Source organism: Thalassotalea loyana (assembly GCF_030161435.1).
GTDB classification, from domain to species: domain Bacteria; phylum Pseudomonadota; class Gammaproteobacteria; order Enterobacterales; family Alteromonadaceae; genus Thalassotalea_G; species Thalassotalea_G loyana.
Genome location: NZ_BSSV01000004.1, coordinates 91,163 through 113,932, shown reverse-complemented (window position 1 = coordinate 113,932; position 22,770 = coordinate 91,163). Strand labels below are relative to the sequence as shown.

At 41.1% G+C, this 22,770-nt stretch carries 19 protein-coding genes; 11 read left to right on the top strand and 8 right to left on the bottom strand.

Annotated elements, in window-relative coordinates:
* Positions 1-2: 2 nt before the first annotated feature.
* The 3 genes from QQK05_RS10360 (at position 3) to QQK05_RS10350 (ending at position 5,421) form a co-directional block, all read left to right on the top strand.
* Positions 3-4,079 (top strand): cobaltochelatase subunit CobN, encoded by a 4,077-nt coding sequence (locus QQK05_RS10360; RefSeq protein ID WP_284298281.1) that lies wholly within the window; start codon positions 3-5, stop codon positions 4,077-4,079.
* A 175-nt stretch (positions 4,080-4,254) separates the two neighbouring features.
* Positions 4,255-5,142, top strand: coding sequence for an aspartoacylase (locus QQK05_RS10355; RefSeq protein ID WP_284298279.1), 888 nt, complete (start codon positions 4,255-4,257; stop codon positions 5,140-5,142).
* Between the two features lie 78 nt (positions 5,143-5,220).
* On the top strand, positions 5,221-5,421 hold the full coding sequence (locus QQK05_RS10350) for a hypothetical protein (protein ID WP_284298277.1): 201 nt from the start codon (positions 5,221-5,223) through the stop codon (positions 5,419-5,421).
* Positions 5,422-5,450: 29 nt separating this feature from the next.
* Here QQK05_RS10350 and QQK05_RS10345 read toward each other — a convergent pair whose 3' ends face one another.
* From QQK05_RS10345 to QQK05_RS10335, 3 genes are all read right to left on the bottom strand, one after another.
* Complete coding sequence (locus QQK05_RS10345) at positions 5,451-6,692, bottom strand: uracil-xanthine permease family protein (RefSeq protein WP_284298275.1); 1,242 nt, start codon at positions 6,690-6,692, stop codon at positions 5,451-5,453.
* 80 nt (positions 6,693-6,772) lie between these two features.
* Complete coding sequence (upp, locus tag QQK05_RS10340; RefSeq protein ID WP_284298273.1) at positions 6,773-7,399, bottom strand: uracil phosphoribosyltransferase; 627 nt, start codon at positions 7,397-7,399, stop codon at positions 6,773-6,775.
* 128 nt (positions 7,400-7,527) lie between these two features.
* Positions 7,528-7,779: a hypothetical protein gene (locus QQK05_RS10335; protein WP_284298271.1), complete on the bottom strand. Its 252-nt coding sequence runs from the start codon at positions 7,777-7,779 to the stop codon at positions 7,528-7,530.
* Positions 7,780-7,896: 117 nt separating this feature from the next.
* On the opposite strand from QQK05_RS10335, the gene QQK05_RS10330 reads away from it, so the two are divergent.
* Genes QQK05_RS10330 through QQK05_RS10320 form a run of 3 tightly spaced genes read left to right on the top strand, consistent with a single transcriptional unit; the run spans position 7,897 to position 9,478 of the window.
* The gene (locus QQK05_RS10330) at positions 7,897-8,496 is read left to right on the top strand and encodes a glutathione S-transferase family protein (protein WP_284298637.1); all 600 of its coding nucleotides are present in this window, start codon (positions 7,897-7,899) and stop codon (positions 8,494-8,496) included.
* A gap of 53 nt (positions 8,497-8,549) precedes the next feature.
* A complete protein-coding gene (locus QQK05_RS10325) occupies positions 8,550-9,017 on the top strand; it encodes a methyltransferase family protein (RefSeq protein ID WP_284298269.1) in 468 nt (155 codons plus the stop codon).
* Positions 9,017-9,478 carry a GNAT family N-acetyltransferase gene (locus QQK05_RS10320; protein WP_284298267.1) on the top strand — a complete coding sequence of 154 codons (462 nt, stop codon included), beginning with the start codon at positions 9,017-9,019 and terminating at the stop codon, positions 9,476-9,478. Before QQK05_RS10325 ends, QQK05_RS10320 begins: the two co-directional genes overlap by 1 nt.
* On the opposite strand, the gene QQK05_RS10315 is transcribed toward QQK05_RS10320, so the two are convergent.
* The gene (locus QQK05_RS10315) at positions 9,475-10,182 is read right to left on the bottom strand and encodes a FadR/GntR family transcriptional regulator (RefSeq protein ID WP_284298265.1); all 708 of its coding nucleotides are present in this window, start codon (positions 10,180-10,182) and stop codon (positions 9,475-9,477) included. The genes QQK05_RS10320 and QQK05_RS10315 overlap by 4 nt on opposite strands.
* 300 nt (positions 10,183-10,482) lie before the next feature.
* Here QQK05_RS10315 and QQK05_RS10310 point away from each other — a divergent pair, with 300 nt between their 5' ends.
* Genes QQK05_RS10310 through QQK05_RS10295 form a run of 4 tightly spaced genes read left to right on the top strand, consistent with a single transcriptional unit; the run spans position 10,483 to position 13,782 of the window.
* Positions 10,483-11,256: an SDR family NAD(P)-dependent oxidoreductase gene (locus QQK05_RS10310; RefSeq protein ID WP_284298264.1), complete on the top strand. Its 774-nt coding sequence runs from the start codon at positions 10,483-10,485 to the stop codon at positions 11,254-11,256.
* Complete coding sequence (locus QQK05_RS10305) at positions 11,253-12,197, top strand: 2-dehydro-3-deoxygalactonokinase (protein WP_284298262.1); 945 nt, start codon at positions 11,253-11,255, stop codon at positions 12,195-12,197. Before QQK05_RS10310 ends, QQK05_RS10305 begins: the two co-directional genes overlap by 4 nt.
* Positions 12,187-12,813: a bifunctional 4-hydroxy-2-oxoglutarate aldolase/2-dehydro-3-deoxy-phosphogluconate aldolase gene (locus QQK05_RS10300; RefSeq protein ID WP_284298260.1), complete on the top strand. Its 627-nt coding sequence runs from the start codon at positions 12,187-12,189 to the stop codon at positions 12,811-12,813. Before QQK05_RS10305 ends, QQK05_RS10300 begins: the two co-directional genes overlap by 11 nt.
* A gap of 51 nt (positions 12,814-12,864) precedes the next feature.
* Complete coding sequence (locus tag QQK05_RS10295) at positions 12,865-13,782, top strand: SMP-30/gluconolactonase/LRE family protein (protein ID WP_284298258.1); 918 nt, start codon at positions 12,865-12,867, stop codon at positions 13,780-13,782.
* A gap of 1 nt (position 13,783) precedes the next feature.
* Here QQK05_RS10295 and QQK05_RS10290 read toward each other — a convergent pair whose 3' ends face one another.
* Entirely contained in the window at positions 13,784-15,919 is a 2,136-nt protein-coding gene (locus tag QQK05_RS10290; protein WP_284298256.1) for an alpha-galactosidase, read from the bottom strand.
* Between the two features lie 214 nt (positions 15,920-16,133).
* Between QQK05_RS10290 and QQK05_RS10285 the strand changes: the two genes are divergently transcribed.
* The gene (locus QQK05_RS10285; protein WP_284298254.1) at positions 16,134-17,591 is read left to right on the top strand and encodes an SLC5 family protein; all 1,458 of its coding nucleotides are present in this window, start codon (positions 16,134-16,136) and stop codon (positions 17,589-17,591) included.
* A 66-nt stretch (positions 17,592-17,657) separates the two neighbouring features.
* Here the strand turns inward: QQK05_RS10285 and QQK05_RS10280 are convergent, their stop codons facing one another.
* The 3 genes from QQK05_RS10280 to QQK05_RS10270 form a co-directional block, all read right to left on the bottom strand.
* Entirely contained in the window at positions 17,658-18,416 is a 759-nt protein-coding gene (locus tag QQK05_RS10280) for a SapC family protein (protein WP_284298253.1), read from the bottom strand.
* A 28-nt stretch (positions 18,417-18,444) separates the two neighbouring features.
* Positions 18,445-19,968 carry a tryptophan halogenase family protein gene (locus QQK05_RS10275; protein ID WP_284298251.1) on the bottom strand — a complete coding sequence of 508 codons (1,524 nt, stop codon included), beginning with the start codon at positions 19,966-19,968 and terminating at the stop codon, positions 18,445-18,447.
* A gap of 76 nt (positions 19,969-20,044) precedes the next feature.
* Positions 20,045-22,741, bottom strand: coding sequence for a TonB-dependent receptor (locus QQK05_RS10270; protein ID WP_284298249.1), 2,697 nt, complete (start codon positions 22,739-22,741; stop codon positions 20,045-20,047).
* Between the last annotated feature and the right edge of the window lie 29 nt (positions 22,742-22,770).

Here is a 22,770-nt window from a genome sequence, read left to right as displayed (position 1 = left end):
TCATGTTGAAAGTGATTAAAGAAAAGTTATCAACGGCATTAGTTAATGCAACGCCATATTTGGTTACCGTTTTGACGAGTCTCGCACTGATTTTTGCCACGTTTTGGGCAATGCTCATGGTGAATTATGCGCAGGCAGATGAAGTGACTGACGTTAAACCACAAGTTTTACTTATGATGTCTTCTCATGCTTCAAAACCAAAAGGTGAGTTACTCAAAAGTTTAGCGAAAGACCAGCCTTTTGAGTTGGTGGTTTATTCAACTAAAGGCAAAGATGACGATCAGTTAAATAAGGATTGGAGTGAGGCATCGCTTATCCTAATGGATGGGATTAATCCTGCGTTGAGCAAATTTATGTTTGCTAAATACGAGCCGATGCTACCTAAATTCCCTAATGTACCCGTTGTATCCTTGGGCGACTTAGCCAATGAAAAAATGAACCAAGGGCTGAGTGAAGAGAACCATCAGTTGATAGGCCAGTACTACAAAAATGCTGGTCGTTATAACTATCAGCAAATGATGTATTTAGTCTCGGATGAAATTTTATCGCTTGCAAAAACAGAAGCACAACCTCCATTTATTGTGCCTAACGTTGGCTTATATCATAGTCAATTTGAAGGCCAAGTAACGGCGGATGAAGACGCTTTTTTTGACTTCCTCGCACCGCAAGAAAAACAAGTTGTTATTGCTATAGGGATGCACCGAAGTGTTGTTGACTATGAACAGCAACAAATTGTTGATGCCATGATAAAAGGTATTGAAGACAAAGGCGGTAAAGCATTCGGTTTCTTCTTTGAAGGTAATGACGAAGCGTTAAATTATACCGATTTACTGGCACTCGACGACGGCACGCCACGTGTTGATTTGTTAGTGAATTATCGCTCACTACATTACGTAGAAAAACGTCGTGGTGAGTTTGAAAAACTCGGTGTTCCTGTGTTACACGCATTGAACTACACAGAAGGTGACCAAGCACAGTTTGAAGAAGACCACGCTGGCATTTCACCATCGCTTACTCCATTTTTCCTTGTTATGCCGGAAGATACAGGTAGTGCGGATCCAACTATTATCGCGGCTAATGAAAAGGGCGCTAAAGTCGCTATCGACTATCAATTAAATGCATTTGTTGAGCGAGCATACAACCATGCTAACTTGGCTCATATTGCCAACGCCGATAAAAAAGTAGCGACCTTTATTTGGAACTACCCTCCGGGTGAGAAAAACATTGGCGCAGCATTTCTGGATGTGCCTTCGTCGATTGAGCAGATTGCAATAGCAATGAAGGATAAAGGCTACAATATCGATGTAAAAAGTAGCGAGTATTTAATTGAATCTGCTGGCAAGTTGTTACGTCCATACTACCGTGGCGAAGATGCAGAAGCACTTATTGAGCAAGATTTAGCGGAGTACATGCCACTTGAAACTTACCTCTCTTGGTTCAATGCGTTACCTGAAACGGTAACTGCGCCAATTGTTGAACGCTGGGGTAACCCAGAAGAAAGCGGTATGTTGCGTGAAGCAACAATCAACGGTGAACAAGTCAAAGCATTCGTTATCCCAAGAATGAACTTAGGCAATATGATTGTTTTACCACAAGGTGTGCGTGGCGAAACGCAAGAAGAGCATTCGTCGCTCTATCATTCAACAAAAACTCCGATTAACCACAGTTACCTTGCAATCTATTTATTCGCTCGTGAAACTTTTGGCACTGACGCATACATTCATTTAGGTACACATGGTTCGCAAGAGTGGCTGACAGGTAAAGAGCGTGGTCTATCGGTTTACGACGCGCCAAGCTTAGCCATTGGTAACAAGCCAGTATTTTACCCATACATTATTGATAATGTTGGTGAAGCGATGCAGGCAAAACGTCGTGGTCGTGCAACAATGATCAGCCATTTAACACCAGGCTTTGCTAAAGCAGGTCTTTATGTTGAAGTTGCAGATTTAAATGAAAAAATTGCCAACTATATGATGCTTGAAGAGGGGCAAACCAAAGCCAACACGAAAGCAGAAGTTATCGCGATGGCAATTAAGCTCAATATGTTGAACGACTTGTCAATGAGCGAACAAGAGCTAACGAATGATTTTGATGCGCAAATTGCACGAATTCAAGATCACTTAAATGCTTTGGCGCAAATGAGCCAACCACTGGGTATTCACATTTTTGGTAAATTACCTGTTGAAGCTCACCTGTATTCAACCATGCTACAAATGCTTGGTGATGATTTTACTACACGTGCTGCCGCCTATGAAGTTGAGCACGGCTTAGCGATTGCTGATACTGAAAAATTTGACGAGCGTAATGTTAAAAAGCTTGAAGCGTTAGATGGCTTTCAGTTAATCAATACATTCGTTAAAACACCTGAAGCTTTGACTGATTTAGATGAACAACTAACGCAAGATTTAACGTTGGCGAAGGAATACTGGGATAACTTCCAAGGTATCGCTGAAATAACGAATTTAATGTCGGCACTTGAGGCTAATTACATTCCAGTGAGCTATGGTGGTGACCCTATTCGCAACCCAAATGCAGCGCCAACGGGTCGTAACTTAATTGGTTTTAACCCTGCAAAAGTGCCATCGAAGGAAGCTTACGATGCCGGTGTTACGTTAATGAATCAAACCATTGATGCCTATGTGGAAAAACATGGTAAGTATCCAGAAAAACTAGCATTTTCATTGTGGTCGCTTGAAACCATGCGTCATCAAGGCGCGTTAGAAGCACAGATCCTTCATGCACTTGGTTTAAAACCTAAATGGAATAGACAAGGTAATGTTGTCGATACTGAAGTGATTCCAATGAGTGAGTTGAAGCGTCCACGTATCGATGTTGTTATTTCTGCAACTGGCTTATACCGTGATGCCTTCCCGAACGTGATGTTATGGCTTGCAAAAGCGATTGATAAAGTCGCGAAAATGAAGGAAGAAAACAACTTTGTTTATCGGCATGCGAATGCGTTGAAGCAGGAGTTGTTAGATAAAGGAAAGTCAGAAGAAGATGCTAATTATCTGTCATCTATTCGTATTTTCTCTAACGAAACGGGCAATTACGGTACTGGTCTTGCCGCAAGTTCATTGGCGTCAGATACATGGGAAAGTGACGACAAACTGGCAAATCTTTACTTAGACAGAATGGGCTACGCGTTCGGTTATGATGAAAAACGTTGGTCTGAAAATGTTGGCGATACCTTTGGTGACGGTGAAGGTTTATACAACAAAGTATTATCAGGTACTGATGGTGTGATTTTCTCGCGTTCAACCAACCTTTATGCCTTGATGACCAATGACGATCCGTTCCAATATTTTGGTGGAATTGGCTTAGCTGTGCGTCATTTAGATGGCAAAACACCTGAAATGTACGTATCGAATTTACGTAAAAAAGATCAACTTAAAACCCAAACCTTAGATGAGTTTGTTAACCAAGAAATGCGTTCTCGCTATTTCCACCCTCGCTGGATAAAAGCAATGCAGGACTCTGGTTATGCTGGTGCTACCGCAATTTTAGACCGCATGAATAACATGTGGGGCTGGGAGGTTATGACACCAGAAGCTATTCGTGATGATCAGTGGCAGGAGTTTTTCGAAGTCTATGTCGAAGATAAATACCAAATGGACATGCGTGAATTCTTCAAGCAGGCAAATCCTGAATCCCTCGCTCAAATCTTAGAGCGAATGCTAGAAGCTGTGCGCAAAGGCTACTGGCAAGCTGATGAAGAAACACTGAAGAAAATGGTGGAAACATACACTGAGATTGCTGCCGAGTTTGATGTCGCGTCACAGAACGAAAAGTTTAATGAGTACATGGATGCAACGTCAGCGGGCTTTGGCATGACACCATTGTCGCAAGCGTTAGCTAATGCACTCGCGAATGCTCAAGCGCAAGCCGCGCCGCAGACTCAACAAGTTAGCGGTCAAAAACTTGAAGAGCAAGTTCAAACACAAGAGGTCGAAGAGGACTATGTAGCGTTGTACTTATTGATTGCGATTTTCCTATTCGGCTTTGGTTATGACTGGCTAAGAAAACCTAAAGTCGTTCACTTAGCCCGACATGTTGAGCCATTGAAACAAGCGGCTTAACCTTCTCCTAGAACCTAAGCTTTTGATCACAGGCTGGTTCATGTTTTAGCGGTAGTAACCCTACCGCTTTTTTTTGTCTTTTTTTGCTACCTTATAACAACTAATACTAGTTAAGCAGACAGATTCACGTAAACTACAAGGAAAGTAATTAGCGTAACGTATTGAGGTTTTATTAATGGCAAAAATTGAGCAAGTGGCCGTTGTTGGTGGTACACATGGAAATGAGTTTAGTGGAATCTATTTATTGAAAAAATGGCAGAAACGCCCTGAATTACTCGCTCGAAATGGATTGTCGGTAGATACTGTATTTGCAAATACAAAAGCCCATGAAGAAAACAAACGTTACATTGATTGTGACTTAAACAGGCAATTTATCGCACGTGATCTTGCTGATGAGACATTGACGAATTATGAACAAAGTCGAGCCAAGGTCATTAACGCGCAGTTAGGTCCCAAAGGTGATGCTAAATCTGATTTCATTATTGATTTACATAACACTACCTCGAATATGGGACCGACGCTAATATTGCTTCAATCTGATTTATTTAATCGTCAATTAGGGGCGTATGTATTGGCAAAAATGCCAGAAGCTGTCATCGTCTTTGAAGATCAAGTAAGCCTTGATGAACATTACTTTTTAGCCTCTATAGCCAACCAAGGCGTTATTGTTGAAATTGGTCCGCAACCGCAGTCTGTCATTCGCCAAGACGTACTTGATCACATGGAAAATATGACTCAGCATATTTTGGATTTCGTTGTGTTATTTAACGAGCAGAAAGTCGAAGATTTACCTGAGTCGTACACCGCGTATCGTTATATTGAAAGCTTGAAATTACCTGAAGATGAAGCCGGTGAACGCATTGGTATGGTGCATAAAAATGTACAAGATCAGGACTTTACACCTATTGTAAAAGGTGACCCAATTTTCACGTTATTTGATGGTGGTGAAATTTGTTATGAAGGTGATTACGAAGCGTACCCACACTTCATTAATGAAGCGGCGTATTACGATAATAACCTTGCGATGTCGTTAGCGAAAAAAATTACGGTCTCTTCACAATAAAGCGGGAAGCAATTCACTACTAAATAGGTCTATATGAACTACACTTACTAGAAGCTTTTCATACTATTTGGAGGCGCTATGGATGTAGCATCATATAAGCGTTTGAATGAACTGGTAAATAAATTTGCTAGGAATGTTCACAGCGACCAAGATTACTCAGAGATTCATCGGATACTAGACGATGCTGTTGCACATATTGAGCAAGAAGAACTGGGTGAAATGTTGTATTGCGATGACTTTCAAGTCGAGCTAGAGAGATCATTATCAAAAGCCAAATAGTGTATGAACACCATTTGGCTTTTGCATTTTTAGGCTTTTGTCTCTTCGTCTGATTTAGGCAAAACCACATTCAACAAAATGGCAACAACACCGCACAGGCTGATACCTTGTAATGCCCACTCGCCACTACCAACCATCATTCCGCCAATACCAAAGACTAGGGTTGTTGAAACAATAATTAAATTACGTTGAATCGATAAATCAACATTATCTTTGACTAACAAGTTCATGCCGACGCTGGCAATTGAGCCAAATAGTAGCGTTAGAATACCGCCCATAACTGGTGTCGGAATCGTTTGTAGACTGACACCAAACTTACCAATAAAGGCTAAACAAATAGCTGCAATCGCGGCGAAAATCATAATCACTGGATTAAACATTTTGGTGAACATTACAGCGCCAGTCACTTCAGAGTAGGTGGTGTTAGGTGGGCCACCAAACATTGATGCAAGTGATGTCGCAATACCATCACCAAATAAGGTGCGATGTAACCCTGGTTTTTTGAAGTAATCTTTGTTGGTGACGTTACTGATTGCGAGTAAATCACCGACATGCTCTATTGCTGGAGCAATCGCTACTGGCAACATAAATAAAATGGCGGGTAAGCTAAATTCAGGTGCAACGAAGTTTGGTAATGCAAACCAATTTGCTTCTGCAACTGCTTGTGTATTTACCATGCCCATAGCAAATGCCAGTATGTAACCAACTATCACACCTGCGATAATCGGCACCAAACGAAAGATACCTTTTCCCAAGCTAGCAACCGCTAATGTCGTGAGTAACGACACCATTGAGACTATGATGGCTTGTTCATAGGGAAATAGTTGGGCTGAGCCATCACCAGTTTTACCCATCGCCATATTTACGGCAACAGGTGCAAGACTTAAACCAATCACCATGATGATGGGGGCAACTACCACTGGCGGTAATAGCCTCTCTAAAAATGCTGTACCTCTAAATTTGACTGTAATCGCTAATAGCATGTAAACGACGCCAGCGGCACAGAGTGCTCCCATCGTTTGCGGTAAGCCAAAGGTTTGTACCGAGTAGGTAATCGGTGCGGCAAATGCGAACGATGAAGCAAGAAATATAGGTACGGCATTCTTGGTAATAAAATGAAATGCTAAGGTTCCTATACCCGCTGTGAAAAGAGCAACGCTTGGATCTAAACCTGTGATTAATGGCATTAGCACTAATGCACCAAACGCGACAAACAGCATTTGTAGGCCTGCAATGGCATTCTTTAGATTAATATCTTGTTTGTTAAACATACTTCGCCTGTAACAAAGTTAACGTTGAGACAATAAAAAGCCCAAGTTGAAACTTAGGCTTTTTGATAAATAGGTATTGGTTATTGTGTACCGAAGATTTTATCGCCAGCATCACCTAAACCAGGAATGATGTAGCCATTTTCATTTAGGTGGCTGTCAATTGCCGCCGTATAAATTTCAACATCAGGATGAGCTTCTTGCATCTTCTTCAAGCCTTCTGGCGCGGCTACAAGCACCAATGCTTTGATGTTAGTACAGCCTGCTTCTTTTAAGATATCTATTGTTGCTACCATAGAGCCACCTGTTGCTAACATAGGATCAACAACCATGGCTAAACGATCGTCAATATTTGACGTTAGCTTTTTGAAGTAAGTCACGGGTTCTAATGTTTCTTCATCGCGATATAAACCGACAACACTGACACGAGCACTTGGAATCAGCTCTAAAACGCCGTCAAGCATACCAATACCGGCACGTAGGATTGGCACGACCGTAACCTTTTTGCCTTTAATGCGCTGGCCTTCAATATCGCCATTCCAGCCAGGAAATGTGTAGTTTTCTAGCTCAAGCTCTTTGGTTGCTTCATAAGTTAGTAAGCTGCCAACTTCTGCGGCAAGTTGGCGAAAATCGCGAGTGCTTAACTTATCTGCACGCATCAAACTGATTTTATGTTTAACCAAAGGATGATTTATTTCGTGGATAGGCATGCAAGCTCCTTAATGATGTTGGGTTAGGCTCAAACAGCGGAATGTTATCACAGACAATTGCGACGCTCGTATGTGATTGTAGCCTAGTTGTATTTATTTGTTGTTCTCTTGATACAGCGCAAAGATTGCTATTTAGCAAACGCTTTATTACCAATAATTTTTAATGCAGGCGTGCCACGAACTAGGGTATCTCGTGCAAATTGAGTCTCACAATTGGGGCACACGCCTTCTACCTGAGTAAAGTCTTTGGTAATGCGCTCTTTAAAGCATTTTACCAGTGCTCCTTTACCGCCTTTTTTGTATTGAAAAAGTTGTTGTCGACACTTTTGACAGTAGATATCTACTGACTTTTCTGGGGCTTTCTTATTCGGTTTTGCCATCGACTATGGTAAAAAGGTAACTGGCTTTGGCGTTATTGTACGCTCATCATACTCTCATGCAATAGAAGCATGATTTATAACAAGAAAACGTTAACATTAAAGGGACTAAAGCGGATGATTCGACTATACGGTGATAAACGATCAGGTAACTGTTATAAGATTCAATTACTGTGTGAGCTACTTGCGCTTGATTATCAATGGATAGATGTTGATATATTAGCTAAAGAAACCCAAACCTCTGAGTTTCTGGCGTTGAACCCTAACGGTAAAATCCCTTTGTTAGTTGACGCCGACGGCTGGTGTTTAAGTGAGTCTAATGCCATTTTAAATTACTTGGCAGCATCTAGTGATTACTTGCCAGTTGACGCTAAATCATTAGCAAAAGTACAACAATGGCAGTTCTTCGAGCAATACTCGCATGAGCCTTATATTGCGGTGGCTCGTTACATACAGCTCTATCTTGGCTTACCTGATGATAAAGTTGCTGAATACAACGCCAAGCATCAAGGTGGTTACAAAGCGCTTGATGTGATGGAAGATCAATTAGCGAAGACTGCGTTTATTGCGGGTGAACATTGTACGGTCGCCGACCTTTCTTTGTATGCTTACACGCATGTTGCTCACCAAGGTGGTTTTGACTTGGCTAATTACCCCAATATCCGTCAGTGGTTTACTCGCATTGCAGGTTTGCCTGGTTATATTGCGATGGAAAGTTAGCATTCTCGTTTTATGTGTTTGTTTTATTTCAATTAAAGTCAAAAGGAGCTTCTTTGAAACCACATTTCTTAACACTAAAAATACCACCTGTTGCTTTAGTGATTATCGTTGCAGTATTGATGTTAACTACTAGCTTTCTAGCTGGTGGTGCAATTGAGTTGACCCTATATCGTGTCGTTGGCATAGCGGTAACGCTGTTGTTAGCGACCTATTTTTGTCTAGCCGGCGTATTAGCTTTTCGTAAAGCTCAAACGACAGTTAACCCAATGGCACCAGAATCAAGTTCACAGTTAGTTGATACTGGCGTTTATAGGATTTCGCGCAACCCTATGTATGTCGGCTTTGTTTTTTTACTCTGCAGTTTAGCCACGTATCTTGGTCATACTTTCTTAATTGCTTTTATTCCTGCCTTTATGCTCTACATGAATAAGTTTCAAATCATTGCCGAAGAGCAGGCGCTTGGGAAAATTTTCGGTGAGAGTTATAGCAGCTATTTGCTTCGTGTAAGGAGATGGTTGTAGTGACATATGTTATTGGTAAAGACGACTTAAGGGATGGCCAAGTTGTCAGCTTATTGCACGAGCATTATTTAGATATGTTAACTAAGTCACCAATAGAAAGCGTACATGCGTTAACTGCAGACGATATTAAGCAAAGTGGCGTTGAGTTTTGGAGTGTTCGAGCAGGTAATCAAGTTGTTGCTTGTTGTGGGCTCAACGTGTTTTCTAAAGGACATGCTGAGTTAAAGTCGATGAAAACGAGCCAAGCTCACACAAAAAAAGGGTTAGCGGCTAAATTACTTGCTTATGTGCTACACGAGGCAAAGGGGCAGGGGATCGAGCAAGTTAGCCTAGAAACAGGAAGCCAAGTTAGCTTTTTACCGGCAAAAAGGCTTTATCAAAAGTTCGGCTTTCACCAAACACAACCGTTTGGTGATTATACCGATGATCCCAATTCGTATTTTATGACAAAAACGCTTTAGTTTTCCTGAAGTTGAGATTCAATAAGCTCTAGTGCTTCGTCTAATATCGTTTTAACCGAAGCACGGGCAATATCTGGGTTTCTCGATTTTACTGCGTTTAAAATATCCGCATGCTTTTGAACGTCAGCATTCGATACGCCTTTGATTTTATTTGTATAGCGGATACTTACACGCAACGCGGTACTAATAAAGTCAGTCAACTGTGCTAAGAATCGGTTTCCACACGCCATGAGAACAGCATTGTGAAATTCAATGTCTGCTTCGAGGGGATCATCAAGACCTTCTTCTGCATCTTGCATGCGCGCTAATGCTTTTTCGATGTTCTCGATTTGTTCATCGCTAGCATTCATCGCAGCCAACGCAGTAGCTTCCGGCTCAATAGCAGCGCGAACTTGTGTAAATTCTTTCAATAATGCAAGTGAAGGTTTTGAGTTTAATATCCAACCGAGTACGTCAGTATCAAACATGTTCCAATTACTTTCTGGAAGCACTTGAATACCTTGTTTCGGACGTGAAGAAATAAGCCCTTTGGCAGATAGCATTTTAACCGCTTCACGCGTAGCGCTTCGACTTACTTCATACTTTACGCATAAATCTGCTTCAGACGGCAATCCAGTGCCAATTGGGTACTCTCCCTTTACGATAGCAATACCTAAATCGTGGGTAAGTTGATGGGTTAAGTTGTGCTTCGGGTTGCTTCTCATGCTTGTTTCACTCGTATATTAATCTTTTAAATCATACTAAACATTTTCGTAATTTAGCAATAGGCCAAATGCTGCTTAAGTATTGATTTGAATATATTAACCTGTTGTTAATAAAGGTTGCTAGCTTTATGCACTTACTTTTTGTGTGATTATTGAAATAGGGTTGACTTTAATCTGTTTTATATTATAAATAATATTCATGTGGCTAGGGTATTGAAAATGTTGATTCTTGTTTGATTCCGTGGGAATCTCAGTAAAAACAACAATTTCATATATGTAACCGTTGATGACGAGGATCTGATGGAAGTTACATCAACAAGCTACCCAAGCTTGAAAAACAATCATGTATTTATCACGGGCGGCGCAACTGGAATCGGTGCGGCAATGGTTGAGGCATTTGCTCAACAAGGCTGTCACGTCGCTTATATCGATATTAATCGTGAGCAAGGTGAAAGTTTAGCGACGCAGATTAAACAAGAGCATCATGTTGATGTCTGGTTTAAGTCGGTAGACGTAACAGATATTTCACAGCTTAAAAACGCCATTGATGAAGCCGTTGAGCATTTTGGTAACGTTGATTGTTTGATAAATAATGCAGCGAATGATGCGCGCCAGCCTGTAAATGAAGTGAGTGCGTCAGACTGGCAAAATAATATGTCGGTAAATTTAGACCCCGTGTTTTTTGCTACACAGCATGTATTGCAATACATGAAATTAAAAAGCAAAGGCAGTGTCATTAATTTTAGCTCGTTAAATGCATTGCACGGCGCAAAAAATTTAACCGCTTATTCAACCGCAAAAGCTGGCATTTTAGGATTGACTAAATCGTTAGCCGCAGAAGTGGGTGAGTTTAACATTCGTGTTAATGCGGTAGTGCCTGGATGGGTAGCAACAGATAAACAGCTAGCTTCTTGGCTGACAAAAGAAGAAGAAGAAAAGTGGATGGCTTCAGTAGCATTGAAAAAACGAATTTCTCCTGCTGAGGTCGCAAAACTTGTTCTATTTTTAGCAAGTGATGATAGTGCCATGATCACAGGTCAAGCACTACACATTGACGGTGGAAAACATTCTTGATTAAACATACTCACGTTATTGCCATTGATTGGGGTACAAGTCATTTAAAAGCTCACTTGTGTCAAGTTAACGATGATTTGTCGCTAACGGCTATTGGTTTTAAACAAGGCTCAGGCGTGAGTAAAGTCGAAGATAGTTTTGAACAGGAATTATCTCGTTGTATTTTCGATTGGGTAGGGCAGTATGGAAAATTGCCTATCTTAATGGCTGGCCAAATAGGTTCGAGCATTGGCTGGCATCAAGCACCTTATTTACCCTGTCCGGCTTCAGCAAGTTTGCTAGCAAATGACAGTCTAAAGTTTAATTTTGAGCACCACCAAGTGTACATTGTGCCAGGGTTAAGTTGTCAGCATCATGATGGTAATCAGGATGTGATGCGAAGTGAAGAAATCCAGATACTTGGCTGGTTAGAAAGTGATAGTCGTCACAAAGTTGGCGAGCACTTGTTGTGTTTACCAGGTACTCATACAAAATGGGTGCTGGTGCAAAACGGCAATATCACACTCTTTAAATCGGCTATGACAGGTGAGTTATTTGATATCTTGTCCAATCACAGTATCTTAATCCAAGATAAGTCATCACAGTTTAATCAACCTGTTTTTGATAAAGGTGCTCGCTACACTTTGCAATCAAACACCGGTAACTTTACCCATGGTTTATTTACTGTTCGTTCGAAGCAATTATTCAGTGAAATTACCGCTCAAGAGGCTCCTGCTTATTTATCCGGTCTGTTGATTGGCTCTGATATTAGAGCGGCAATTAACGCTGATGAATGGCAATTTGATACGTTTACACAAGTTGAAATTATTGGTGCGAGCCATCTAGCGGATTGTTATAAATCAGCATTTGCTATTGAAAATGTTAGCGCAAATGTTTGCTCTATCAATGAACTGACAGTGCTAGGCTTTTCAATGATTCACCAAGAGTTATATGGTGAATAGGGTCTCGGTTGCAAATGCATTAGCAGCGAGCAAAGTCGTCGCCATTTTGCGTGGTGTATCTGTAACTGAAGTGATTCCTGTCGCCCAGAGCCTATACGATGCAGGGATAAAGTTTATTGAAGTTCCTTTGACTGATCCACAGGCGTTAGCCTGTATTAAAACACTAAAACCAGCTATGCCGGCAGATTGCTTTATTGGCGCTGGAACAGTTGTTACAACAACCCAGCTCAACGATGTGCTATGCCTTGGTGTTGACTTTGCGCTAGCACCAAATACTGATCCCGAAATAATTAAACTAGCCTGTAAAAGTAATCTACTATTTGTTCCTGGTGTCGCAACGGCTACTGAAGCATTTGTTGCTGTGCAGTCAGGTGCAACGTGGTTAAAACTTTTTCCAAGCCATAGCTACTCAACAACTCATATCAAATCCTTGAAGGCTGTGTTGCCAAAACACGTAATGTTTATGGCCGTTGGTGGAATAAACGTCAGCAATGCTAAGCATTGGTTAAACGACGGGGCAGATGGCATTGGAGTTGGTAAAGATCTTTATAAATCAGGCGATAACGCTAATCAGGTCGAAGAAAAAGCAAAAGCATTTGATGCCTTAATTAGCTAGGGTGTATGATAAGTGCGTTTTAATTAACACGTAGGGATACAATAGCTGTTCATGACCATTCATGCTGATTTCTTATTTTCTATTTCTAGCCAAAATGAACTTGGAGAAGGGGTTATTTGGGATAATCTCACACAAACCATTTGGTGGACAGATATCCAAGCAAGTACGATATTTCAGTTTAATGTGGCGGCTAGGGAAGTCGTCGCTCATGATATGCCTGAACGTGTTGGCTGTTTTGGTTTTACAAATTTTGATGATGTCTTGATTGTTGCGTTTGCGTCTGGCTTTGGGCTGTATAACTTAACAACCAAACAGATAAAATGGCTTGCTCAACCGGAAATTAATATAGAAGGTAATCGCTTCAATGATGGCAAGGTTGATCGCCATGGTAACTTTTGGGCGGGCACTCTTGTAGAACATAGAAAAACACCTGAGCAAACGGGTTCATTGTACTGCTTAGATAGTGATTTTGAATGTCATAAAAAGCTCACTGGTATCGAAATTTCTAATAGCCTTTGTTTTAGTCATCGCTGTGAACTGCTTTATCATGGCGATTCACAAGCGCATTGTGTTTATCAATATCACTTAGCATGTGATGGACAGCGAGAAAGTAACCAATTAACACGCAAAAAAGCATTGATTAACACGGCACAAGATGTGTTTCCTGATGGCGCATGTGTAGATGAAGATGGCAATGTATGGTCGGCTCAATGGGGTGGTTCTCAAGTAGTTTGTTATTCTCCTGAAGGAGAGGTATTACTTAATATACCAACGCCAGTGTCTCAGCCCACATGTGTTGCATTTGGCGGCCCCAATTTAGATTGGCTTATCGTTACTTCGGCCAAAGAAAGCTTAAGCGCTGATGACCTGAATTTACAGCCTCAAGCCGGTGACGTGTTTATTTATCAAGTTAAAGGCACTAAAGGATTAGTTGAGCCAAGATTTAACTTAGCTCAACATTTTTCATAACTTACTGTTGTTCAATTAACTCAAAAATTAAACTTGATTGTGGAGCAATGAGTGGCATTTGCATGCCATGCTCGACTAATAGCTCACCTTGAATCACCTGACCATCAATTTTAGACATAATTGATGTTGAATATTCGTTAAGTTCAGTCGGCCAAAGTCGTCTGATTTGATAGTGTTTACGCTTATCTAATCCCGAAAACTTCATTTTGTTTGGCAACGTTTTATGCGTTTCATTAATCAGATTAAAGCTAAATAATGCTTGGCTTTTATCTTGATTAATCAGTGCAAAATTAATTTCATTTTCTACACTTTCAAGTCGCTGGAGTCGAGCACTGTGAATTAATGAGCGCTTCTCCTTATAGATCTCAAGTGCTTGCTTTAACGTTGTTTTTTCCTCAAGTGTTAATGCACGAGGGTCCATTTCAAAGCCCATATGACCAAACATTGCCACAGCACAGCGCATCTCCATTGATACTCGACGGCCTGTAATATGACAATCCGTTGGCCCAACGTGCGCGCCCATCACCTCAGCTGGGAAAAAGAATGAGCAACCACGTTGAATATCCAATCTATCTAATGCGTCATTCGAGTCTGACGTCCAAACTCTATCAGTATGTTCTAGAATACCAAAATCGACACGACCACCACCAGAACAGCAAGACTCTATTTCGACGGTTGTAAATGCTTCACGTAATCGATTAATCAATGCATACAGGGCTTTAATTTGTTTATGCATCGCTGGTTGGCCGATTAGATTACCCGCATGATTTACGTCGCGATTCATATCCCATTTGATATATTTTATTTCTGGGTACTCAAGTAAAATGTCGCTAATGCACTGATACAGATAGTCGGTAACGTCAGTATTCGTTAAATCAAGTACGTATTGATTTCTAAAATTAATTTGTGCGTTGCCTTGTGTTTGTAAAACCCATTCTGGATGATTGCGATACAAGTCACTGTCAGGGTTTACCATTTCTGGTTCAAACCAAATACCGAACTCCATTCCAAGGTTATTTACGTGTTGAATTAATGGTGCTAAACCATTTGGGTAAATTTCTTTGTCGACAAACCAATCACCCAGGCCAGCGAAATCACCGCGTCTACCGTTAAACCAGCCGTCGTCTAGCACGAAACGCTCTGCGCCGACATCGGCTGCTTCATCAGCAAGCTCCATGAGTGTTTTATCATTATGATCAAAATAGATGCCTTCCCATGTGTTGTAATGCACTGGACGAGGTTTTTGTTTCACGCTATCGCGCAGTAAGTGCTGACGAACAAACTGATGAAAGTGCTGCGACAATTGACTGAAACCTTGATGACTATATGATGCATATAGCGTTGGCGACTGATAACTTTCGCCTTGAGCGAGTCTTATCTCACCAGGGCTTAGTAGTTCACTCATTTGAGCAAAGCTTCGACCGTCGGCCATGAGTTCTACATGAGCGCTATGATTGCCCGAATGACCTAAATGAAAGCCATAAACCTCGCCCTGGAGTTCGTTGGTTGTTGCTTGATGACATAACATACCCGGGAACGTGTCGTGGGATGTTTTTCCTCGGCGGTTTTCTCTGACATAACTACCAAGTTTGATGGTTTGGTTTTGACGATGAAACTCATGTGCCCAGCGCCCTTCAAAATTAGTTAGCGTTGTGCAATCGGCCGGCAACGGAAGGCACGGCGCGGCACATGCGTTGACATGCAGTGTATCGTTATTAAGGTTGGTAATCTTAGTAGAGAGTGATAGGACATTGGTATCAACACATAACGATATGTTGTGTACTAATTCAACGTCTCTGATAGCGTCTTTACTGACGAAACACACATCCTGCTCTGTACTTTGGCGTACATCAATGACATCACCTGCCATCGACCATGCATTTGAGCTATTAAACACTTCAATTGCACTCTTTCCTGTAAAGCCTTGCCCCTGATTAGGTGATAACGAGATGGGTGGCTCTTCAACAACTGCACATTTGGCTTCTTGTCTTGTTCTTAATAAGATTAAGTGCTCAGGATTAATATCTTTTGACAGGCGACTACCCCAGTAAATAACTTCAGGTAATCGGTTTGCCGTCGAGAAAACAATGCTATTGTCTTGACTGGTCAAGTGAACAAATGTCGGTAAATTTGTCATGCGCTTTTGCCTAGTTTTAGTTTTTTTAATTGGTACTCGCGGAAAAATTTCACTTTGTGGTAGCCAATCGTTGAAATAATGATAGTATATATCATACAAATAATAACAGCTTCAACATATCCGAGCACTCTCGTGTCGATTTTGTCATAAAAAGCCGAGTCAACTAACTCATTTTTCAATGGGTTTAAACATACACTGTGAGGAGAGTTAACCAGTGTCAGGTCAAACAATTCAGTTAATTGTCTTTATCGCAATTACCGCACTTATCGGTTTAATTACCTATATTAAATGTGCCGGTCATAAGCGCTCTACCGACTCAAATAAAGAATACTTCTTAGCCAACGGTGGCTTATCTTGGATTTTCATTGCCGGTTCAATCACCCTAACCAACTTAAGTACCGATCAATTAATAGGTATGAATGGCAACCAGATGGCTGTGATTGTCTGGTGGGAGTTAGCCGCAGTTGTTGGTTTAGCTATTTTAGCAAAAGTTTTCCTGCCGGTTTATTACAAGAATAACTGTACGACAACTACCGAGTTATTGGAAAAACGCTATAACGATAAACATATTCGTGCGGTGATCGCAGGTTTATTTCTCTTTGGTAATATCTTTATTTTCTTGCCGGCGATTTTGTACGGTGGTTCATTGTTTATGCAGTCAATGTTTAAGCTTGATATTCCGATTTTCCCAATGGCGGTAGCTTTTGCTCTTGTGGGCTCTGCCTATGCAATTTTTGGTGGTTTAAGAGCCGTTGCTGTCTCAGATACGTTCAGCGGGATTTTATTACTTAGTATGGGCTTATTGATTGTCTACTTATCAGCAGCAGCGATTGATTTCGATTTTTCAGCGATTCCGCCAGAGCGTTTGACCTTGATAGGTGGTGATGATTCACCGGTACCATGGCATACCTTGCTGACGGGGATGATCTTTATTCAGACCTTCTATTGGAGCACAAACCAAACAATTACTCAGCGTGCAATGGCTGCACCAAATCTTAAAGAAGCACAAAAAGGTGTCTATGTTGCGGGTATGATTCGTTTGCTAATCGTTCCGATTATTGTTGTGATACCAGGTATTGTTTCATACCAACTTTATGGTGACATTGGTGATGTTGCATATGGTCGTATTGTAGGTGATTTGTTACCAACTTGGCTAAGTGGTGCGTTCGCCGCTGCGATTGCGGCTGCGGTATTAACGACGTTTAACAGTATCTTAAATTCATCAGCGGCGCTTTACGTTTGTGATATTCATGAGCGTTATATTAACCCTAAACCTAAAGTAGCCAAATTGAGCGCAATCTTTAGTTTTATCTTGGTGGCTATTTCACTGAGTTTAGTACCTGTTTTTGCTAAAGCAGACAGCATTATTAATCTTGTTCAAGAGCTATACGGCTTATTAAGTATGCCAATCTTATCAACGTTTATCGTCGGCTTACTATTCCGAAATGTTGATGCTAAAGCGGCGATGATTGGAGCATTAGCCGGTACGTTACTGTACGCATTCTTTGTCTTTGTATGGCAGCCACTTCATTACATTCACTTAATGTGTATTACATTATTCTTCTGTATTACCGTTGCTATGGTGATAAACCGATTGGTTTTCGGCAATAAGGCAGAGTTGATATTTTCTCAAGATAAAAGCGAGCCAGAAGCCGCAGTGGAAAATAGTTAATGTGAGTTATCATTAGGTACAAAAAAAGGAGCGATTAAGCTCCTTTTTTATTGGCTAACGACTGATTTATTGTGCAAGTTTAAATTGCAGGTTTTCAATCAAGTTAGCTGGTTGTTGATGATTGTGTAATTGCAACATGCGGTTCATTTGACTCAATGATGCAAGCATTGCATAAATTGCTGGAAAATAGCCACGCTCTTCAAACATAGCTTTATCTTCAGCGCTTAGCGTACTTAAGCCTTCTTCTTTAATCGTGAATAAACCTTTAACTGTCGTCTTCTCTCCGCCAGCAAAAGTCACTTCTAAATCTAATTCTTTTAACAGATTTAAACGTGTCAATTGGCTAATAAACTCGATTGTTGTGACTTCGTGTTGGTATAACTCACGCATCGCTTGTTGTTTTAAGTCGATGACTCGTGATGCGCTGCCATCTTCGTTAAATAATTTTTCACTTTGCTCTTCTTCTTTCATTGAAAGTAGGCTTGAGTTTGTATCAAGTAAAGGCACGACGCGCGTTGGGTTATTTGGATCAGCAACAACCTGAAATGGCAGTAACGATAAGCTTTTCGGCATGTAAGAAATGTTTAACGTATTTTCTTGCTGGTAAAATACGTTATGGCTATCAAGCGCCATTAGCGCAATAGCTTCAAATTGGTTACTGGCTGTATTTTTAATGAAAAATAAAGGGTAACTGGTTGAAGCGACGGCAAACTCACTGACCATAACCATGGCGTTTCTTTTTGCTTTAATTGCTTGGAAATCAACACCAGGTTTTAAATAAAACTCGCTGTGGCTTTGTGGTGATAATGGGGCTAAGTTTTCCATAATTCTCTCTGAAATTTTTTCGTTATTCTTATGATTTTATTTGATTTATGACAACGTTATTGGCTTGGGCACGGGTTAATGCTTGCGCTGATTGTTGTTTTACTAACTCGAATAGTTTTGCTGCTCGACTCGCCTCTTTAGTCAGGTGGGGCAGAGTGCTTACATCAGTTTGAAAGTTCATACCATACAAAATGTATTGGTAACTTGCGGCAGGAAACATCTCTTCGGCAAACATAAAATCACTGTTTATCGGTGGTCTATATTGCCACAAGGTTAGGCGTTCGTTAAGGCCTTGGGGTAAGGTTTTTAGTGAACGACTGGCTCGCCAAAAAGGTTCTGTGCGTTCGCTGAGCTGATAATGAAGTCTCAAAAAGTCGACAATACTTTCCCAACGTGCTGTAAAGGTTTGATTAAATTGCTTTTCTACTATTGGCAATAATGCGCCGTTAGGCGGTAATTGTTCTGCGATAAACTTTGCACTTAATTCAATCATCATCAATGCCGATGCTTCGAGTGGTTCAATAAAGCCTGCAGATAGTCCAATACCAATCACATTTTTATGCCAAAACTTTTCACGATGACCGCTTTGAAATTTAATATGTTTAACATTGAGTGTATCTGGCGTGGTATTTAAATAGCGGGCCAAGGATTCAAGTGCTTGGTCATTACTGATAAAGGTGTCGTTATAGACATAACCAACGCCACGGCGTGACGATAAATCTATATCCCATATCCAACCTGCTTCTTGCGCCGTAGAAAGTGTTTGGCTAGCGATTTTCGACTGGCCTTCCGGGTATGGTTGCTGCGTCGCTATGGCGTGATTAACGAGTAGAACATCTGAGTAATCTTTGATGCTAATGCCATACGTTTTGTCAAGTAATAAGCTGTGAAAGCCACTACAGTCAATAAACAAATCTGCGGCTACGACATTTCCACTTTTTAAATGTAGTTGTTTAACAAATTCATCATTGTCGAGCTCAACGTTTTCAACCGTATCGTTTAGATGAGTAACCTTCAGGTTTTCAGTGCAATGGTGTTTTAGTAATGCAGCAAATTTACCCGCATCTAGATGATAGCCATAGTTCGCAAACCCCTGAAAACTCTTATCTAAACCAAGTTTTGGCGCTAGATTATGCTGACAAAGCGCCGTTTGAAAACAGACACTCTCGGCAAAACTTTGTTCAGTGTTTTGTTGGAGATAGTGACTTGTTAAGTCGAACTGCTCAAACGCTCTGGGCGGTGTAAAAGGGTGCAAGTAACTATCGTTAATTTCATTGTCTCGCCATAAGTTAAATTGGCTCCCTTGTTTAAAGCTCACATCACAAGCGCTAATAAACGTTTTCTCATCAATACCAATAGTGTGGATAGTCTCTCGCATTGTTGGCCAAGTTCCTTCACCAACCCCAACACTGGCGAACTCGTCAGATTCAATTAAGGTAATCTTTATTGAGGCGGATTCTGCACATTTAAATTTGCTGGCAAGAATGGCTGCTGATAACCATCCAGCGCTTCCACCACCAATAATGGCGATATGTCGAATCGGTTTTTGCATGACTATGTAGACCTGTTTATACACTAAAGACAAAAAAGAGGGCCGCAGCCCTCTTTTGATACACTAAGTAGTAGACTTAGAAGTTAGCTCGTACACCTACTGAGTATCGAGCACCAACACCTTCATAACGAATGAATTGGTTTGTGTAACGACCATGGCGACGAATCTCTTCACCTGTTACGTTAACACCTTCTAAGAAAACCGTGAAGTTTTCGTCGATATCGTAACTAGCGCTGATATCCCACTGACCGTAAGCTTCGGTGAACATAGGTTCTGTACCACCGTATGGACCGATCACGTTTTGCATGAAGTCATCACGGAAGTTGTAAGCAATTCGCGCTTGGATGCCGTCTTTATCGTAGAACGCGATAAAGTTACGTGAATCACCTAAACCTTCTAAAGCGAAAGTATCGGTAGAATCACCCGCTAACGATGCTTCTGAATCAACCCATGTCGCATTAACTTGGAAACCAAAACCGTTCTCAAGCGCATGTGTCCATGCTAGCTCTAAACCATTAACTGTTGCTTCTTCACCGTTACGTGGACGGCGAACGTCAAAGTCAAATGCACCACTGATTAGGTTGAATTGCTCTGTTTCTACTGTTGATGTAATGAAGTCGTCTACTTCTTTACTAAATACAGCCGCTGTGAAGTTACTTGCATCAGAGTAGTACCATTCGTAGCTTAAATCCCAGTTCTTTGAGTAGAACGGTTTTAACTCAGGGTTACCACCCGTTGCTGAGTTATTGTTAGGACGAGAGCTTGTAATTGTTAGCGCTGGGTTTAAGTCTGTTAACGTTGGACGCGTTAATGTTTCTGAGTATGCGAAACGTAACACCATGTCTTCCGTTAGATTTAAACGTAAGTTAAAGCTAGGCAATAAGTTTGTGTAGTCATTGTCAGCGTCAACTTGTGTTACTTCACCGTCATTGGCGTAAACTTCGTTTAGATCTGATGGATCATTTGGAATTGGTGTTAGGTCAACCAACTCGGCAGTAAAGCCAGAAAGAACCGCGTCAGTTTGTGTGTAACGAATACCAACGTCTGCTAACCACGCCATATCGCCAATTTCACCTTCAAAAATGAACTCGACGTAAGCACTTAAAAGCTCTTCTTCTACGATGAAAGAGTCTAATGCACGTTGCGGATCATCATAACCTAGTGCAGCGTATGCAGCAGCTGTGTCAGGGTCTTGGGCAGCCATGTACTCTGCGCGGAACGCATCGTAAGCCGCTTGATCATAGGTTAACCAAGTGTTTGGTAAGCCTGAGTAGAAGCCATCTGCGGTAAATGGCACTAATAAATTATCTGGTACGTCAACACCGTAGCCACAGTAGAAGCTACAATCTGAAACGAACTTGCGCTCGTTATCTTTTTTACGATCTTGATAGTAGGCACCAAACTTCATTTGCGTAAAGGTGTCTTGGCCTGTTTCCCAAACAAAATCCGCACGTAATTCAGTGATTTCATCTTTGATATCCCAACCACTGCGATCATTGTAGTGAGCACGGCCACGAGCTGCGTCTAACGCTGCTTCTGTACCACCTTCAATTGAGATAGTTGGGTAATCACCACCGTCACGGTTATCCCATGTGTACGCGTTATTGTAACCAATTACGTTGAAGAAGATGTCGCCACCTGAATTCTCTTCAGCCGTTGATGTTGAGAAGTCAAACGTAGCGCTTAAATCACTATTGATTTGCCAATCAGCATTAAAGCCAAATGCTGTGATATCAACATTACGGTCGTATGTGCGGTGAATAAAGTCTGTCGCACCACTTGCAGAGTTTTCGATGTAAACAACAGTGTTATTGTCATCAACTTCCGCATCTAAGAAGTTACCATCTGAGAACCAGTGACCTAATGAGTTTGCATCTGATTTAACTTCTAATTTTGTGTATAAACCGTCAAACGTCAGGATTAAATCTTCGTTAGGTGCATATTGAATTACTGCAGTAGCACTTTGGCGCTCACGCTCTTGCTCATCAACAATTAAGTCGAAGTTTTGCGGTACGTTTGCGTTAGTAAATTCTTTACCATTTGGTGTCGTGAAGTTCACGCCAGTGCGGTAGTAACGAGATTCAACAATGTTTTCTGTTGATTCACGTTCTTGATGGCTTAAAGAAAGTAGTGCGCCTAGTTTGCCATCCATAAAGATGTCGCTTACTAAGCCAGAAATTTGAGGAGAAGTCGCTTCTGATGTGTCGTCATAAGTGCCTTTTACTGAAGCTGCTGCTTTGAAACCATCAAACATAAACGGACGTGCTGTATTTACGTTGATTGTTGCACCTAATGCACCTTCTTGCATACTTGCCGTTGGGCTTTTGTATACTTCTGCACCAGTAATCATCTCTGCTGGTAATGTATCGAAACTAAATTCACGACCTTGGTTTTCTGTCGCCATTTGACGACCATTAACTAAAACCGTGTTGAAAGCAGGACCAAAACCACGTACTGATACGTATCGACCTTCACCAGAGCTACGGTCAATCGAAACACCTGTAATACGTTGAAGTGATTCCGCAACGTTTTGATCTGGGAACTTACCTAAATCTTCAGCAGCAATACCATCGTATACACTAACTGATTCTTTTTTATCAAACATTGCTTGTTTTAAACTGTCACGAATACCACGAACTTCAATAACTTCCGTTTCTTTTTCTTTCGCAGTATTTGCTTCATCAGCAACGGCATTAAAGCCTGTTAGCGCTGACACTACAGCTAGGGCAATTGTACTTTTTTTACCCATTGACGACATGAGATTCGTTCTCATTTTTCTCCCCTCGTTGTTAAACATAATTG